Origin of the sequence: Lunatimonas lonarensis (assembly GCF_000390185.1) — a bacterium.
Taxonomy (GTDB): Bacteria; Bacteroidota; Bacteroidia; order Cytophagales; family Cyclobacteriaceae; genus Lunatimonas; species Lunatimonas lonarensis.
The window spans coordinates 143754-162774 of sequence record NZ_AQHR01000110.1 but is presented as its reverse complement, the minus strand read 5'-3'; the positions used below and the strand labels follow the sequence as shown (position 1 = coordinate 162774).

Genomic DNA, 19021 nt, shown 5'->3' with positions numbered 1-19021 from the left:
TAAATGATTTAATGAAAACAAGCCCGATACTTCCTACGGTAACCTTACCGATCCCTTACGCTCCGATTGATAAATCAACGAATACACTCAACCTTGCAAACTTCACAAAAAAGCTTACTGTCAAACATATCGTTGGATTATCTCAAGAATGGAAAATCCTTTAGGACACAGGAATTGGTTAGGTATAGGTTTGGGTGGCTCCGGCAAATTTCAGTTGAATATTACGAAGAATAAAAAATAATTCCAATTAGCTGGTCTGTTCAACAGAAGGCTACTGCTGCCATCTATTTTTGGAATACCAACTTTTATGGAATACATACTTAGAAAAATAGAATTTTTTTCTACGATACCCCTCCTTTTTTAGGTCTTTCATCGGATTTTGCCTCTAAAAAATTTTATTTAACTATAAATATTTTTATAGAAAATCTAGTGGCCCACGCACCGAAAAACCATACAGATTGGATTTATCCCGTTTATAAAATCATTTCGCTCAATGCCAAATAGGCGGTAAACGAGATGACAAGTGAAAAGATCAAAGCAGCAATCAGACCTGTGTTCAGCCAGACGCCCGCTCTATGTGCCTGCATCAAATCCTTTCGGTTGATCAGGTAAAGCATACAAGCTATCACCAATGGTAGAATAAACACCGCCGCTACCTGAGTCAGTATTTGCGCCAATATTGGATTGGCTCCCAGGATCGGAACCGTCAAGCCTACCAGGCAGGCCACCCCCGTCAACACCCTGAATCGCGTAGATGCTGTATCCAGGACACCTTCCTTGTAATCTGCCACCAAAAGAGGGGCCACCATTAATATGGGAAAAATAGAGGAGAGTCCCGCGCTAAGCGCTCCCGTCATAAAGATGGCCACCGCAAATTTTCCCGCTATGGGCTCGAGCGTATAAACCATATCCATAACTTTTTCGATGGTTTTGCCTTCCACAAACAAGGATCCAGCCGCTGCAGCCATGATGGCCAAGTTGATGACCAACATTAGCGATGCAGACAGCAAGGCATCCTTGGACTGTTCTTTCGTATGGCGTTCATCCCATCCCTTTCCTTTCATCAGCAAGGGCCGCACCACAAAGGTAGGTGCCGCCATGGTTGTTCCCACAAAGGCAGCGACCAGCAGCTTGCCTCCAGGAACCTCGGGAATGCTGGGCTTCAACCCACGCACTATCGCAACGGGATCGGGCAGTACGACAAACATGGATATCAAAAAGGAAATCCCCATCAGCGTCACAAATACCACCAATACCTTTTCAAAAAAGGAATACTTGCCTACCCAAAGAAACCCATACATCGCGACGATCAGAAAAACCGCAATCCCCAAGACCGCCCAATAATTCTGGGCGGGTAGGTCGGGAAAAAAGAGAACCGCCACCTCGTAAATTGCATTCGCACTCAATCCCAGAATTCCGGAAAGCGAATTCCACTGGGCGATCACGATACCCACCACGACCAAGGTGGCTATCAGGTTACCTCCCCTCAGCCGGGTTCTAAAGCTGTATATAGAAGTGTTGCCGGTCACAATTGCATACCTACCATAGGCCTCCATCAATGCCCAAGAGAACACACAACTCAATACCAATACCCAAAGTAACTCCATGCCAAACTGGCTACCTGCCTTGGCCATCGAGGTCACACTGCCGGTACCAACCGTATAGCCGATACAAAAAATGCCCGGACCGATGCTCAGCATCCAAAGCCATATGCGGGCAAAGAGCGATTGATTCTTACTATCCATACCTTATTTGTGGGCTATTTTGAAAAGCAACCTGGAATTAAAGACGCTTCATTTAACCTTCCAGCTTACCTTTTTAGCCAGTCACGATAAACTTATAAAATAATACACGGTAAAAATATATTTTTAAATAATATTTCATTTAAATTGACAGTTCGGAGATCGGAAGCGGAGGGATTTGATCCCGCATTCAAAAAATGTCATGGTTCTCGCCACTTTAAAAGCAATACCTTAGATTGATCGGATCATTCGAAAAAAATAAGGGTAATCGCTACTCAGGGCTGATCTAGTATTCCGGCCTCCGATTATCACCTAACCCAACTGATTGCCCCAATCCCGCTGGGTCGTATACCGACTATAATTCACCTTTTACAGCTTTCTTTCCCATGAACCAAAAAAACAAAACCACAGGTGCCTATGTCAGGAATGTGACAAAAAGACTATCCTACTTCCTCTTCGTGTGTTTGCTGGGCTTTACCAGCTATGCTCAGGAGATCGATGTTCTGCTCAAGGGCGGGCATGTCATTGACCCAAAAAACAACATCGACGCGGTGATGGATGTGGCCATTGCCAACCGCAAAATACACCTAGTGTCACCCAACATCCCTGCTTCGGAAGCAAAACAGGTAATCGACGTATCAGGGCTCTACGTCACACCCGGACTTATAGATCTTCACGTGCACGTATTTCACGGCACCGAACCGCTTTCCTACATCGCCGACGGACATACCAGTCTCCCTCCGGACGGCTTCACCTTCCGGTCTGGCGTTACCACCGTGGTCGATGCAGGATCCTCGGGATGGCGAAATTTCAGGCAATTCAAACAGCAGGCGATAGATCGATCCCAAACCCGTATCCTGGCATTTCTTAATATTGTGGGCACGGGGATGTATGGGCGTTTTGAAGAACAGGACGTTTCGGATATGAATCCCACCATGACTTCCCATATGATCACCAGGCTATTTCCTGATTTGCTGGTTGGCATCAAATCAGCGCACTATTGGGGGGACTTTACCCAGGTGGACCTAGCGGTAGAAGCTGGAAAACTGGCGAATGTACCTGTGATGGTCGACTTTGGTGAGCATCAGCCACCCAATTCCATTGAAGCACTCTTTATGAAGCACCTGAGACCGGGAGATATATTTACCCACACCTATTCTTATGGACCTGCCAATCGAGAGACGGTGGTGGATGAAGACTTAAAGGTAAAACCCTTTATCTTCGAGGCCCAAAAACGGGGCATCGTGTTTGACGTAGGACATGGAGGCGGTGCTTTTTCCTTTCGGCAAGCAATCCCTTCCCTACAACAGGGCTTTCTGCCCGATGTCATCAGTTCCGACCTGCACAAGGACAGTATGAACGGTGCATTCAAAGACATGTGCAACCTGCTATCCAAGTTTATGGCCATGGGCATGTCCCTCCAAGACGTCATTTACCGCTCTACCTGGAGGCCTGCACAGGTGATATCTAGACCCGAACTGGGCAATCTGGACGTAGGGGTCGAAGCCGACGTAGCAGTCTTTAGCCTGAGAGAGGGCAATTTTGGCTACATGGACATCAGGCGAATGAAAATAGACGGCTCGAAACGCCTCGAAGCCGAGCTGACCCTACGGGCGGGGCGGATCGTTTGGGACCTCAACGGAATCAGCGCCCCCTACTGGCAAACAGAACTTGGTAAAAAATAACCCGAAGCTATAATCCGTCGATGAGATATATTCCAGGTATTTGGGTGCTTTTAATAGGCTGTTTTCTCTTGATCACAGGTTCCCATTCCGTATGGGCGCAGTCCTACGACCTGGTAATTAAAAACGGACATTTATTTGATGCGAAAAACGGCATCAATCAGCCCATGGAGATAGCCATCCTGAAGGGTAAAATTGCCAAAGTCGCATCCCACATTCCCGCAACGGAAGGGAACAAAGTCATCGATGCGGGCGGAATGTGGATTAGCCCGGGATTCATTGATCCCCATACGCATGTATTTGTCGGAGAAAAACCCCGCGTATTTGCAGGGGGGTCATCGAGCGTGTTCCCGGATGCCTTCTCCTTCCGCTCAGGCGTAACCACCGTCGTAGATGCAGGAACCTCGGGTTGGCGAAACTTTGAGCATTTCAAGTCTACGGTCATCGATGTCGCCCAAACAAGGGTTTTGGCCTTCCTGAACATCGCCGGAGGCGGGATGAGCGGGGATCCCTATCAGCAGGACATCCAGGACATGAACCCGGAAATGACCTTTAACATGATCCAAAAATACCCCGACCTGATGGTAGGCGTAAAAATCGGCCACTACGAAGGAGAAAGCTGGCAACCCTTTGATCTTGCCGTAGAGGCAGCTGCACTCTCCAATCGTCCTTTGTTGGTAGAATGTCACCTTCCGGAGTACAGTTTAAAGGAGCAGCTGAGGCGTATGCGCCCGGGCGACCTGCTCACCCATACGTACGAGCATATCAGAGACCGCGAGCCTATCATCGATCAAAACGGCAACTTGCTGCCTGCGGTGATCGAGGCAAGAAAGCGCGGGGTGCTCTTTGACCTGAGCCATGGAGGAGCGGGGTTTTGGTTTGACCAAGCGGTACCGGCTATTCAGCAAGGGTTGACTCCGGACACCTTTGGCACCGATTTGCACCGGTTCAGTATGAACTCAGGCATGAAAAATTTCGCGAATGTGCTGTCCAAATTCCTTGCCTTGGGCTTGGATCTGGAAGAGGTACTGGAAAAAGCCACTTGGGGAACCGCCAAAGCATTGAAACGGGAAGATTTGGGTCACCTTAGCGAGGGGGCGGTGGCTGATTTGACACTGCTTTCCATTCGGAGCGGCAGCTTTGGATTTGTAGACTCCGCAGGAATGAGCATAACAGGAAACCAAATGATAGAGCCCGAACTTACGATTCGGGCAGGCCGGGTAGTTTATGATTTGAACGGAATCTCGGCAACACCTTTTAAAAAAGTTAAGTAAAATGGATAGAAGAGAAGTAATCAAGGGGTTGGCTATGTTGCCGATAGGCGGCAGCTTCCTGGCTATGGCAGAGGCCAAGGACCAAGGGCAAACAGGTCCCCTTCAAGCAAATGGAGACATCTATGGATCCATAGGAGTAGACACGATCATCAACTGCCGGGGCACCTTTACCATCATTGGGGGATCGCGGGAAAGGCCGGAAGTGCTGGATGCCATGAAAGCTGCGGCCGGCAACTTCATCCAGTACGATGAACTAGCTGCGGGCATAGGGCAACGCCTCGCAGATATCACCAAAGCCGAGTGGGGCATCATCACAGCGGGCTGTGCGGCTGCCATGAAACACGCTACCGTGGCCTGTGTAACCGGCGGCAATCCCGAGATTCTGATGAAGGTTCCCTTCCTGAAGGATGTTCCAAAAAACGAAGTAATTATCCCTCGTCATTCGAGAAATGTCTATGATGCGGCTATTCGAAACGTAGGGGTGACCATTATCGAGGTGAATACGCCCGAAGAGCTGGAGCAGGCCATCAATCCCCGTACGGCCATGATATATATCACCACCAGCCGGGCATCTGCTGAGGGGCAACCCCTTTCGCTGGAAAATATAGCCCGAATAGCAAAACCAAAAAATATACCCGTATTGGTAGACGCTGCGGCAGAGGACCTAACCATACCGGTTGTACACTTCGCACGTGGAGCCACCCTGGTAGCTTATAGCGGGGGGAAAGCTATCTGCGGCCCACAATGCGCCGGACTGCTGCTTGGCCAAAAGGATATACTTCAATCGGCCTGGCAGGCCTCTTCGCCACACCACGGTCCCGGCAGAGACAATAAGGTAGGAAAGGAGGAAATGATGGGTATGCTTGCGGCAGTGGAAGCATGGACCACTCGAAATCATCCCCAGGAATGGGATAATTGGATGAAATGGCTAGGCCAAATAGCCGAAGCTGCAACCAAGGTAAAAGGGGTCACCACCCAAATTCAGGAGCCCTATGACCTGAACAACCGGGCCCCTACGCTACACATCCAATGGGATCCCGCAGCCCTGCATATCACGGGCCCCGAGTTGGCCGAATTTTTGGGAAGAAACAAGCCTCGCATCGCGGTGGGAGGTAGAGACAATGGAGAAAACAGTACCTTGATCACCGTAACACCCAGCCAAATGATAGCCTCGGAGGTGCCGATCGTAGCAAATCGAATCCAAGAAATGCTGAAGCAAAAAAGAACCCCGAAAAAGGCCATGGCAGCACCGGCAGGCAGTATGGCAGGCAGGTGGACCGTGGTGATCCAATACAGCAGCAGCCAAACCAGCCATAAGTGGTTTTTGGAGCAGGATGAAAATTGGCTGGCAGGAAGACACGAGAGTGACTTCGCTGCCCAGGATATCATCGGCACCATGGAGGGAAATTTCGTTAAACTTTACTCTACCTACCGAGAGCCTGGGAAAAGTGTTCCCTTTATGTTTTCCGGTACCTTAGAAGGAAACACACTTTCAGGCAATATTCACTTGGGTGAATACCAAAACGCCAAGTTTACTGCCACCCGACAAGACTATCAGGCACCTAGGAGAACGATTCTGATCCCTGACGGGCCTCCGTTGGCGACCTAATACTCCTACCCGACCGCCCGGTACTTGCAAAATGCCGGGAGTTGGGGTAACTTTCCATTTTAAAGAATCCTAAAACAAGTTCAACTTGAAACTAACTACGAAGGTCACGATGCAGAAAGTATTGTTATCGCTGCTTGTACCGATGCTGCTAGCCACAGCGTGCAGCTCGGAAAAAACGGAAACCAATGGTCAAAAGCCCCCCATTGCCATCAACGATGGGGTGGATGCCGAAGCCAACCTAAAAAAACTAGGGATTACCCTCATCATGCCCAACGCGCCTACTGCCAATTACCTGAAAGCGAAACGATCCGGAAATTTGGTATACCTGGCAGGGCACGGCCCCGATAGGCCCGAGGGAGGGCAGGTAATCGGACGATTGGGCGAGGACCTGGAGTTGGAAGCGGGATATGAAGCTGCACGATTTACGGGGATTTCGCTTCTTTCCTCCCTAAAGGCGGAAATTGGCGATCTGAATAAAGTAAAAAGTATCGTTCGTGCGCAGGGCATGGTAAATGCTACGGCGGAGTTCAAAAACCACTCTCAGGTAATCAATGGGTTCTCAGACCTGATGGTCGAGGTGTTTGGAGAAAAAGGAAAACATGCGAGGGCAGCGATCGGAATGAGTTCCCTCCCGAACAACATTGCTGTTGAGATAGACATGATCGTAGAGGTCGAAGACTGAGACTTGGTTAGGCAGCCTGGGAATAAAAATAAACGCCACACGGGTTCGACTAAATCATTACAGAAAAGGAATACGACTGTAAAATTTAGTTTAAAATAAAAGATTAAAGCGGAATCCATACCCAGTTGCGATACTGTGCAAGCTCCCGCGTGGAATGCGCCCTTGGTTTCGGGAACATGCGTGGGAGCTGCATTTTTGCCGAATTCTCATAGCCCAAAACACTAAAAATCCGATTTTTTCTCCAATACGCTTTTTCCCTTCCAAGTGAAAAACGTATCTTAATCGAACAAATAAAAATTTTTAAAAGTAGATGGAGTTAAAAGTTTTGAAACCTAGGAAGGCATTAAACAAGGCCTTTTTAAAAGTAAAGCCAAACCGGGCCGAAATTGAGGGTTTCAAAACCAATCTTATTACTTTGCTCGACCGGACGAATGACACGGAAAGCGAGGAGTTTCATAAAAATCTTGTTTCTGACTTTCTCAAACACACGTACTACAAGCGCAACCATTTTATCAATACCAAAGGCAGGAACGACCTTGTCATCCATAATGGCCAACACGCAAACTCCACCGTAGGAGTCATTCTCGAAACCAAAAAGCCGACCAATAAAGGCGAAATGGTAACGTCAGAAAGGCTGAACGTCAAAGCGTTCCAGGAACTTGTGCTTTACTACTTAAGGGAAAGGATTACCCACAACAACCTAGAGGTAAAACACCTAATTATAACCAATATCAATGAATGGTTTATTTTCGACGCTACGCTATTCGACAGACTTTTTGCCCAAAACAAGCCTCTTGTGAAGCAATTCAACGATTTTGAAGGCGGACGGTTGGCTGATACCAAAACCGACTTTTTCTACAAAGAAATCGCCAAACCCTTTATTGCCAACATAACCGCTGAAATAGAATTTACCCACTTCAATATTCAGGATTTTCAAAAACCGTTACGCAATGCCGATAACGCGGACGATTCCACACTCATTTCATTGTTCAAATTATTGTCGCCGGAGCACCTGCTTAAACTTCCTTTTACAAACGACAGCAACAGCCTAGACAAACGCTTTTACAGCGAGTTTCTACACATTATCGGTCTTACAGAAACCAAAGAAGGGGGTAAAAGGCTGATCGGAAGAAAAAAGGAGGGAGAAAGAGATACGGGCAGTATTTTGGAAGACACCATCATACAGTTGGACAGCCTGGATAAAATCGCCCGCTTGGACCGTCCAGCCCAGTTTGGAACTACCCAGCAGGAACGGCTATTCAGTGTGGCCCTTGAACTTACGATTACATGGATAAACAGGATTCTATTTTTGAAGTTGTTGGAGGCCCAACTTATCACCTATCACAAAGGCGATAAATCGTATTCGTTCCTTAACCTTGGCAAAATCAAAAGCTATGACGATCTGAATAGCTTATTTTTTCAGGTTTTAGCACGGAAATATAACGTACGAAACGAAGATGTTCAAAAGGCATTTGTGAAAGTACCTTATCTGAATTCATCTCTATTTGAGCCTACCCATATAGAGCATTCGACGATTTTTATTAGCAACCTGAGGAACGAAAAGTCAATTCTTATCTTTTCACAGACGGTTCTCAAGGATGAAAGAGGCAAAAGGCTATCTGGGGAGATGCCAACATTGGCCTATCTGTTCCGATTTTTAGACGCCTATGATTTCGGTGCAGAGGGTGGGGAGGAAATTCAGGAAGAAAACAAAACACTTATCAATGCCTCGGTACTCGGATTGATATTCGAAAAAATCAACGGTTACAAAGAGGGTTCAATCTTTACTCCCGGATTCGTCACCATGTATATGTCCCGGGAAACCGTTCGCAGGGCAGTGGTGCAAAAGTTTAATGAAGCAAAAGGATGGAACTGCAAGTCCTTTGAAGAGCTCAAAGAAGATCTCCAAGAGGAAATAAGAGCCGGAAATAGAAAGGACTTACGGAAACTGGCCAATAGTATCATCAACAGCCTCAGAATCATTGATCCGGCCGTAGGTTCGGGGCATTTTTTGGTGTCGGTACTGAACGAACTGATTGCGGTTAAAAGTGAGTTGAGAATCCTTGTCGATGTCAACTATGAACCACTGAGCTACCATACCGCGGAAGTAGTCAACGATGAGCTAATCGTGACAGACGAAGATGGTATCCTATTCCAGTATAACCCCAATAACAAGGAGAGCCAACGCATACAGGAAACGCTGTTCCACGAAAAGCAAACCATTATCGAGAACTGTCTTTTTGGAGTAGACATCAATCCCAATTCGGTGAAGATATGCCGGTTGCGGCTGTGGATTGAGTTGCTGAAAAATGCCTGTTACAAGAACTCCACAGAGCTGGAAACCCTTCCCAACATCGATATCAATATCAAATGTGGCAATTCGCTGGTAAGCCGGTTTGCTATCGATGCGGATCTGAGTGAGGCGCTGAGGAAAAGTAGATACTCCATAGACAGCTACCGCATGGCGGTGACTACTTACCGGAATGCTCAGAATAAGGAGGAAAAGCGGGAAATGGAGCGGTTGATATTGGAGATTAAGCAGGGGTTTTCGGCTACCATCACGATGAATAATCCGTTGAAGAAGCGGTTGGATAAGTTAGCCAGTGAACTTTATCACCGATTTACCGGTACCTTTTTATTTGAGCCAGCAAACGACTATGGCAATAACAAGATAGAAAAAAAACGCCAACAGGAACAAAAGAAGCTGGAAAGTGAAATTGAAACACTGTCCAAAAAAATCGACGAAATAAAAGAAAGTAAGGTCTACAACGAATCTTTTGAGTGGCGATTTGAGTTTCCGGAGGTTTTGAACGATGACGGAACCTTTGAAGGATTTGATTTGGTAATTGGGAATCCTCCCTATATACGGATACAGGATTTGATGAATTCCGAACAGGATATTGTCAGTTACCTAAACAAGGCTTATGAATCAACAGGCAAAGGAAACTATGATATTTATATTCCATTCATTGAGTTGGGTTATAAATTGCTTAAAACGAGGGGGCAACTTGCCTATATTATGCCTCACAAATTTCTGAATGCCAACTATGGAGTCCCTATCAGGGAATTCCTAAGAAAAAATACCTTCCCTACCAAAATCGTTCATTTTGGATCTTCTCAGGTTTTTGAGGATGCAACCACTTACACGGGTATATTTTTCATGACCAAAGGGAAGAATGACGGGGTAGCGTTTTTGAATTGGCCTACGCCACATGAAGTTCTATCAATAGAAGAATCATTATTTGATAAAACAAGCTATGCTTCACTGGGATCGGAACCTTGGGAATTTTTAGGCAGTCAAGAATTGCAGGTGATGAATTCCCTTAAACGATCTGGATTAACCTTGGAATCGATAGCGGATCGAATTTTTCAGGGACTGAAAACAAGTGCGGATAAGATCTATATCGTAAAAAAACTGGAAGAAACGGAAACAACCTATAAAGTCTACTCAGACGCTTGGAACCAAGAATTTGAATTGGAAAAAACGTTTCTTTTCCCGTTGATAAAAGGCGGCAACAGTAGGCCTTTTCGAATCAGCGAAACGGAACTGCTGATTCTTTTCCCTTACCAAGATGGGAAACTGGTTGAATTGGATAATCTTGAAAAAGCTGCACCGAATATTTTTACCTATCTAAAACAAAATAAAGAGTTCTTGGAAAACAGAGAAAATCAAAGATTTAAAGGAGAATCATGGCATCAATATGGAAGGAGTCAAGCAATTGACATAGTTAAGTATCCAAAGATATTTACTCCAGATATTGCGCCAAGTCCTCGGTTTAGTTACGACCAAAACGGCAGGTTCATGTTTACCGGCGGTGCTGCCGGAGGATATGGGATAGTCCCAAAAGAAGGGGTGTCCAGTTATTTTCTATTGGGTATTCTTAATTCCAGTGTGACAGAATGGTTTATGAAATTGACCTCGACGCAGATGCGTGGTGGATGGCTAAGTTTTGAATCCAGGTATATAAAAAACATACCTATGCCTTCTAACTTGGAATCAAAGGAATTGGAAGATCTGGTGTTATTGGCAACCAAAATGGAAGCCTATGATGGAGCCTTAAAAAACCAAATCGATAAGTTGGTCTATCGACTTTATGGATTGACTGAGGAAGAAATCAAGATTATGGAAGATAGTTAATGGCAGGTGTTGACAGATTACCCAAATAAAACCGACTGTCAGAAGCCTTGAACCATAGGCTTTTGCGTATGTGCTGAAAATCTAGTTAATAGAACCAGGATGAACGTTTCAATTTAAACTTAACTAACAAAGCAAGACAAAAAAGGCCGCCCTATTCGGACAGCCTCTTCGTTTGGTCTTTTTACAAGAATCATACAGACATCTCCGCATCGCTTTCATAAGAGTAAAAGGACTGATCACGCCTAGGCAGGGAAGATACACCCCCATTGAGGTATTTATCCACCTCCACGGCACATTCCCTGCCCTCCGCAATAGCCCATACCACAAGGGACTGGCCACGGCGCATATCTCCGGCCAAAAAGACGCCGGGAACGTTGCTTTTATAGTTGTTCGATTTCGGTAAGGAATTCGCCTGCAGGTCCACTTCAAAGGCCTCCAGCAACCCTGTTTTTGGCCCTAGGTAACCAATGGCCAAAAATGCCAGGTCACAGGGAAGAACACGTTCCGTACCAGGAATCTCTACAAACTTCATCCGTCCGCCTTCTTCCTTCCACTCTATCTCCACAATCTGCAAGCCGGTAACTTCTCCTTTTTCGTTCTTGGTGAAAGCCTTCGTCAGCACCGACCAAAATCGCTCCGCTCCCTCTTCGTGGGAACTGGAAGTACGTAAGGTCATCGGCCATTCCGGCCATGGATTTAACTCCGTCCTGGCGGATGGGGGTTTGGGCAACAGTTCCAGCTGCGTAATGGACGCGGCACCGTGACGGTTAGATGTTCCTATACAGTCCGATCCCGTGTCACCGCCACCGATGACGAGTACGTGCTTGCCTGCCGCATTGATCGGATTCTCTGAGATCTCTCCGGCGATCACCTGATTTTGCTTGCCCAGAAATTCCATCGCAAAGTAAACGCCTTTGGCGTCCCTGCCATCGATGGGAAGATCCCTTGGCATTTGTGCGCCGGTAGCCAAGACCACCGCGTCGTAGTTTGCCAGGATATTCTCAGCTTTGATATTAAAGCCAACCTCGGTGTCGGTGCTAATAATGAGCCCCTCTTCCTTCATGATTTCAACCCGGCGGTCGATCACCCACTTTTCCAACTTAAAATCCGGAATACCATATCGCAAGAGCCCTCCTACTTGTTTATCCTTCTCAAAAACCGTCACCTCATGACCTGCTTGATTCAGCTGGTCGGCAGCAGCCAAGCCGGCAGGACCAGAACCGATTACGGCAACTTTCTTTCCGGTACGCTCCTCTGGAATCCTCGGCTTTGCAATACCCAACTCATAGGCCTTCTCCGCAATGTTCTTCTCGATCAGCTCGATGGCTACCGGATCCTTATTGATCCCCAAAACGCAACTTGCCTCACAAGGGGCCGGACATATCCTGCCGGTAAACTCGGGAAAATTGTTGGTGCTCTTCAGAATCTGAAAAGCCAACTCCCATTCGTTGTGGTACACCGCGTCGTTAAATTCGGGGATCACATTTCCCAGCGGACATCCGTTGTGACAAAACGGGATTCCACAATCCATGCACCTGGCGGCCTGCTGATTTAAGACCTTGGGATCCAATGGCTGGTATATTTCTTTGTAATCGTTAATCCTATCTTTGGGTGGCCGGGACTTAGGCAATTCCCGACGGTACTTCAAGAACCCTTCTTTATCCGCCATATTAAACTAACGTTTTTGATTGTTCTAATGCTCTTTTTCTCAATACTTCCTTATAATCCCTGGGGATCACTTTGATAAACCTGTCTTTGGCTTGTTCCCAATCTTCCAACAGCTGCTCTGCAACCACACTGGATGTATACAGCTGATGGTTTTTCAGGGCTTTCTTGATAGCAGCAAAATCATCTTCGTTTAGAGGATCCAAATCCACCATCTCTCCGTTGATATGGCCTACGTGTTCCTTAAAGATATAGGCAACACCACCACTCATACCAGCGGCAAAGTTACGGCCTATCTCTCCCAGTATCAACGCCATACCACCTGTCATGTACTCACAACCGTGGTCTCCTATCCCTTCTACAACTGCCTCTACCCCAGAGTTTCGGACACAGAAGCGCTCCCCTGCCTTTCCACGAATGTAGGCACTGCCGGAGGTAGCCCCATAAAAGGCCACGTTTCCGATGATGATATTTTCCTCAGCGACAAACTGGGCGTTTCGGCTAGGATAGACAATCAGCTTTCCTCCGGAGAGCCCCTTGCCAAAGTAGTCGTTTGCCTCTCCTTCCAACTCAAAGGAAATACCTTTGGCCAAGAAGCCGCCAAACGTCTGCCCTGCCGATCCCAAAAACTTGTACTTGATCGTATCATCCGGCAAGCCAACACTTCCAAAAATCTTGGAAACCTCGTTGGAAAGCATGGCCCCTACGGTACGGTCTACGTTCTTTATTTCAAACTTGCCCGTTACCGGATTGGCTTGTTCCAACGCAGGCAATGCCTCCTTGATCAATCGCCTATCCAGCACCCGCTTCAGTTTAAAGTCTTGATCGATCTGCTTGTAAATACCCACATGATCGGGCACCTCTACTTTGTGGAAAATGGGGCTTAAGTCCAATTTGTCCCATTTCCAATGGTTCAGGTACCCTGTAGCTTTCAGGACATCACTTTGACCGACCATTTCGTCGATCGTTCTGAATCCAAGTGAGGACATAATCTCCCGAAGATCCTCTGCCAGGAACCGGAAGAAGTTTACCACGTCTTCAGGGCGTCCGGTAAACAGCTTTCTCAATTCGGGATCCTGCGTAGCTACACCTACCGGACAGGTGTTCAAATGGCATTTTCTCATCATGATGCAGCCTTCCACCACCAGGGCTCCCGTAGAGATTCCCCATTCTTCCGCCCCCAACAAGGTAGCGATTGCTATGTCGCGGCCTGTACGTAGCTGACCGTCGGTCTGCAATACGACCCGGCTTCTAAGGTTATTCTTTACCAAGGTTTGATGAGCTTCGGCCAAGCCAAGCTCCCAAGGCAGTCCTGCATGCCGGATGGAACTGAGCGGAGACGCTCCAGTACCACCATCTGCTCCCGAGATCAGGATCACATCCGATTGCGCCTTTGCTACCCCGGCCGCTACGGTTCCTACGCCAGCCTGGGATACCAGCTTCACATTGATTCGAGCTTTTCTGTTGGCGTTTTTCAGATCATAAATCAACTGCGCCAAATCTTCAATGGAATAAATGTCGTGGTGGGGCGGAGGAGAGATCAATCCAACTCCGGGCGTAGAATGCCGTACCCTGCCTATCCACTCATCCACCTTATGGCCGGGCAACTGCCCCCCTTCGCCGGGTTTTGCGCCCTGAGCCATTTTAATCTGCAACTCCGAGGCATTCGTTAGGTAGTTACTGGTAACACCAAACCTTCCGGATGCTACCTGCTTGATGGCGGAGCGTTCCCAATCGCCGTTTTCCTTTACCGCAAAGCGTATCTCGTCTTCGCCTCCCTCCCCGCTGTTGCTTTTCGCACCAATGCGGTTCATGGCTATGGCAAGGGTGGTGTGCGCTTCATGCGAGATGGATCCAAACGACATGGCGCCTGTCGCAAATCGCTTCATGATCTTCTCAGCAGGCTCCACCTCATGGAGGGGTACGGAAATTCGCTTCTTGAATTCGAACAAACCCCGCAAAGTCAATGCATCACGGGTTTGGTTATTTATTTTATCAGCAAATTTCTTGTACAGCTGATAGTCGTTGTTACGGGTCGATTTTTGAAGCAAATGGATGGTCTCCGGATTGAAAAGGTGCTTTTCACCTCTTCGCTTCCACTGGTATACACCTCCGGTTTCCAATATAGGACTGTCCGTTTTATAGGCCGCTCGATGTCTTAACAATACCTCCTCTGCCAATTCGTCGAAGGAAATACCGCTTATTCGGCTCACCGTACCTTTGAAACAGCGCTGGATCACCTCTGGACCCAAACCGATTGCCTCGAAAATCTGGGCACTCTGATAGGACTGAAGGGTACTGATACCCATCTTTGACAATACTTTCAGGAGACCATTGCCGATCGCTTTCTTGTAGTTTTCAAACAGCTTCTTCTGTGGTAGTTTTTTGGACAGCAGCTCGTCCTCATTCATGGCTACCAAAGATTCCAGCGCCAAGTAAGGATTAATGGCACTGGCACCATACCCAATGACGGTGGCGAAGTGGTGGGTTTCCCGAATATCACCGGCCTCTGCCACTATACCGGCCTTAGTTCGGATTTTCTGGTTCACCAGGTGGTGATGTACAGCCCCCACCGCCAGCAAAGACGGGATGGGTGCTGTATCCGTACAGCATTCCCTGTCGGAAATAATCAGGATATTTTTGCCGTTTTTGATAGCTTCCTCAGCCTCGTTGCAGATTTTGTCGAGCGCTTCCAGCAGTCTCCCAGGCTGTCCGTCCGCCACAAAATGCGCCTGAAGTGTATGTGCGCGATAGCCCTTTGACTCCAGGTTTCGGAGTTTTTCGAGGTCCTCGTTCAGCAATACAGGTTGCGATATGTGAATCTGCTTGGTATGCTTGGGGCTTTCGTCGAGAATATTGTGGCTTTCTCCTATTCGTGTGAATAGAGACATCACCAATCGTTCCCTGATGGGGTCGATTGGAGGGTTACTCACCTGGGCAAAGAGCTGCTTGAAGTAATTGGAGATATGCTGGCTTTGCTTGGAAAGGACTGCCAGAGGGGTGTCTGCCCCCATCGATCCCACGGCTTCATAGCCTGTATCGCCCATCGGTGCCAATATAACCTTCAGATCCTCCGAAGTATACCCAAATATAGTCTGCCTCTTCTTAATTTGTTCGGTAGCATAGGGGTAGGTCAACTGCTTCGGCGCCGGTATAAGGCGCAGCTTCAATCGCTGCTTTTTAATCCAACCTTCGTAGGGTTTGTTGTCACATACTTCTTTCTTGATCTCCTCATCAAAGGATACCTTTCCCTTTTCGGTGTCTGCCAAGATCATTCGGCCAGGACTTACCCGGCCTTTCTCGGTAATGGTGGACTCCCGAATGGGCAATGCGCCGGCCTCCGAGGAAAGGATAAGTCTATCATCCGAGGTCAGAAAATAACGGAGAGGACGAAGTCCATTTCTATCCAACGTCGCACCGAGGGATTTCCCGTCGGTAAACAACAACGCCGCCGGCCCATCCCACGGCTCCATCAAGGAGGCATGAAACTTATAAAACGCCTTTCTGTTCCGATCCATCGTCTCATTATCCTGCCATGCTTCGGGAACCAGCATCATCATTACATGGGGAAGCGTCCTGCCGCTCAAGGCAAGCAGTTCCACCATAGAATCCAAATTGGCCGAGTCGGAATTTTTGGCATTCGTGATGGGCATCAACATCTGCAATTCCTCGTCCGAGAAGTGAATCGATTTCATCAGCGTTTCCTTAGAACGCATTTTGTTAAGATTACCTCGGATGGTATTGATCTCACCATTGTGTGAGAGGTAGCGGAAGGGCTGTGCCAAACGCCAGTTCGGAAAGGTATTGGTAGAGAAACGGGAGTGAACTACAGCAAGCGCTGAGGTCAACTTGTTGTTCTGAAGATCCTTGTAAAACGCCAGCACCTGATCTGTCCTAAGCTGACCTTTATAGATCAATGTTCGGCTGCTAAAACTTGCAAAGTAAAATGCATCGTTTACACCAGGAATGCCCAAGTTGATCTCTCTGGTTGCAAAATTCCTTAGCACAAACAGCTTTCGCTCCAGATCCAACCCGAGCAGACCATCTTTATGGCGTACAAACACCTGCTCGATGTTCGGCATTACCTCCAACGCACCGGATCCCGGAACGGTCTCATCTGTGGGCACCTCACGGTAACCGATGATCTCAAAATTCAGGTCTTCGATTATCTTGTTAAGATGCTCTTTGGACTTCTTATATAGCTGCCTATTCCTAGGAAAAAAAACCATCCCTACGCCATAACTTCCTTCGGCTGGCAAGGTAAATCCGAGCCGCTGTGTGACTTCCTTTAGGAACGAATGCGGTAATTGTATAAGTATACCGGCACCATCTCCGGTTTTCGGATCACTCCCTCTTCCGCCCCGGTGCTCCATATTACTGAGCATGAGCAGTGCGTCGCTTATCGTTTCGTGGCTTTTTATGCCTTTTACGTTAACAACACCACCTATACCGCAAGAGTCGTGTTCAAATTGCGAACGATACAATCCTTGAATCATTATATTTTTAATTTAATAAATAGGTTCCCAATCCAGTTGAATAATTGACAATAAATTTTTCTTTTTTTAAAATCTAGGCATTAAAGGTAACACAAAAATGAAAGACTTGCCGATTACGGCGGAAAAAATTATGATAATCGGAATTCAGCATTGTCGTAAAAAACAAACCGTTTTTCCGTTTAATTACAAAAAAAACTGAAATACCGGTTAATTTGTTAACCCATATTTTAATGACTAGAGAAAAATTTAGCGAGAATTGGCGTCAGTTTTTCAATCTTTAAATTTAGAAAAAAATTTCAGAAAAAATAATTTTTGGACAAAAGAGATACAGGGTACCCCTATGCCCATTTCGGTTCACCCAACCAGCTGATTTAGGAATGATTTGATTCACCTGGCATAGTAGGATCTATGGTTACCTTCACTTTTTTGATTTTTCGGGTATCCACTGCCAATACCAAAAACTCAAAGTTTCGGTAACGTATTTTAGTGCCATTTTTCGGAAAACTCGAATTAATCTCCAGCAATAGCCCTCCAAGTGACTCGCTCTCTCCCTTTACTTCATCGAAAAGCTGAATGTCCAGATCCAACTTTTTGCAAAAATCATTTAAGGAAACCTTCCCTTCAAAGATGTAGGTATTTTCGTCCAGCTTTTTGTAGTTGATCTCCTCCGCATCATCAAATTCATCGTTGATCTCACCGATTATTTCCTCAATCAGATCCTCCAACGTGACAAGGCCCGATGTACCCCCATACTCGTCTACCACTATGGCCATGTGTACCCGTTTGTCTTTGAAATCCTTCAACAACCCATCTACCTTCTTATATTCGGGGACAAACATGGCTTTTCGGATAAGCTTCTGCCATTCGAAGTGCTCATCCATATCTATATAGCCCAGCACATCCTTGATGTAGAGAATGCCTTTGATTTGATCGATAGTCTCCTCGTAAACGGGGATGCGGGAATAGCCGCTTTTGTTGATCTTGTCCATGAGCTCATGAAAATCCATCTCAACATCCACAGCCGTAATGTCTAGCCTAGACCGCATTACTTGCCTGACGGAGAGCGTGCCAAAATTAAAAATGCCTTTCAAGATGCCTTTTTCCCCTTCATTCGAATCATCCGATGTGATCTCCAAGGCTTGATGCAACTCATTGACGGAAAGGGTATATCCTTTTACTTGAATACGCTTCTCAATCACATCACTCATAGCCATAAGAAATTTGGAAAAGGGATACAGGAGACTCGAAAAAAAACGGATATACCCGGCCATCGCTTTCGAAAACACCATGCGGGCATTGTTGGCGTAGACTTTTGGAACTATTTCACCAACAAACACGATCAAAAAAGTTACCCCGACGGTCTGAAACACGATAACGAAAATCCCTTTTGCATCCGATCCAAAAAGGCTCCACGAAAAAAAAGTAGTTAGCGTGACGATGCTGATATTGATAAGGTTATTCAAAATCAATATGGTACTAAGCAGTAGCTGGGGCTCGCGGATAAGGTGTAGTACCTTGTTGGCTCCCGGTGACCCCTCTTCTTCCAGCTCTCTCAGATCCTTGTGATCCAACGAAAAATAAGCAACCTCAGAGCCTGAAACCAAGGCAGAACAAACCAAAAGCAAAAGGAACAGCATTAGGTTGCTGACCATGTAGCCGACGGATAGCGGCTGTAACTCCACCAGGGATAACAAACTCGGGTAGGGGTCGTCCATTAGGGGGTAATTTGATAC

Annotated in this window: 9 protein-coding genes; 5 read left to right on the top strand and 4 right to left on the bottom strand. The window is 46.9% G+C overall.

What is annotated here, in order from left to right; all coding sequences use genetic code 11:
* Window positions 1-473: 473 nt before the first annotated feature.
* Window positions 474-1745, bottom strand: a complete 1272-nt coding sequence (locus tag ADIS_RS19925) for an Nramp family divalent metal transporter (protein ID WP_010856519.1) — start codon at window positions 1743-1745, stop codon at window positions 474-476.
* A 383-nt stretch (window positions 1746-2128) separates the two neighbouring features.
* On the opposite strand from ADIS_RS19925, the gene ADIS_RS19920 reads away from it, so the two are divergent.
* The 5 genes from ADIS_RS19920 to ADIS_RS19900 all read left to right on the top strand — a co-directional run bounded on the left by ADIS_RS19920 (window position 2129) and on the right by ADIS_RS19900 (window position 11127).
* A complete protein-coding gene (locus ADIS_RS19920) occupies window positions 2129-3427 on the top strand; it encodes an amidohydrolase/deacetylase family metallohydrolase (RefSeq protein ID WP_010856518.1) in 1299 nt (432 codons plus the stop codon).
* A gap of 20 nt (window positions 3428-3447) precedes the next feature.
* Window positions 3448-4698 (top strand): amidohydrolase/deacetylase family metallohydrolase, encoded by a 1251-nt coding sequence (locus ADIS_RS19915; RefSeq protein WP_010856517.1) that lies wholly within the window; start codon window positions 3448-3450, stop codon window positions 4696-4698.
* A gap of 1 nt (window position 4699) precedes the next feature.
* Window positions 4700-6307, top strand: a complete 1608-nt coding sequence (locus ADIS_RS19910; protein WP_010856516.1) for an aminotransferase class V-fold PLP-dependent enzyme — start codon at window positions 4700-4702, stop codon at window positions 6305-6307.
* 85 nt (window positions 6308-6392) lie between these two features.
* Window positions 6393-6989: a RidA family protein gene (locus ADIS_RS19905; protein ID WP_010856515.1), complete on the top strand. Its 597-nt coding sequence runs from the start codon at window positions 6393-6395 to the stop codon at window positions 6987-6989.
* A 310-nt stretch (window positions 6990-7299) separates the two neighbouring features.
* On the top strand, window positions 7300-11127 hold the full coding sequence (locus ADIS_RS19900) for a DUF7149 domain-containing protein (RefSeq protein WP_010856514.1): 3828 nt from the start codon (window positions 7300-7302) through the stop codon (window positions 11125-11127).
* 190 nt (window positions 11128-11317) lie between these two features.
* Here the strand turns inward: ADIS_RS19900 and ADIS_RS19895 are convergent, their stop codons facing one another.
* From ADIS_RS19895 to gldE, 3 genes are all read right to left on the bottom strand, one after another.
* Entirely contained in the window at window positions 11318-12796 is a 1479-nt protein-coding gene (locus ADIS_RS19895; protein WP_010856513.1) for a glutamate synthase subunit beta, read from the bottom strand.
* Between the two features lies 1 nt (window position 12797).
* Window positions 12798-17288, bottom strand: coding sequence for a glutamate synthase large subunit (gene gltB, locus ADIS_RS19890; protein ID WP_010856512.1), 4491 nt, complete (start codon window positions 17286-17288; stop codon window positions 12798-12800).
* 371 nt (window positions 17289-17659) lie between these two features.
* Window positions 17660-19003, bottom strand: coding sequence for a gliding motility-associated protein GldE (gene gldE / locus ADIS_RS19885; protein ID WP_010856510.1), 1344 nt, complete (start codon window positions 19001-19003; stop codon window positions 17660-17662).
* Between the last annotated feature and the right edge of the window lie 18 nt (window positions 19004-19021).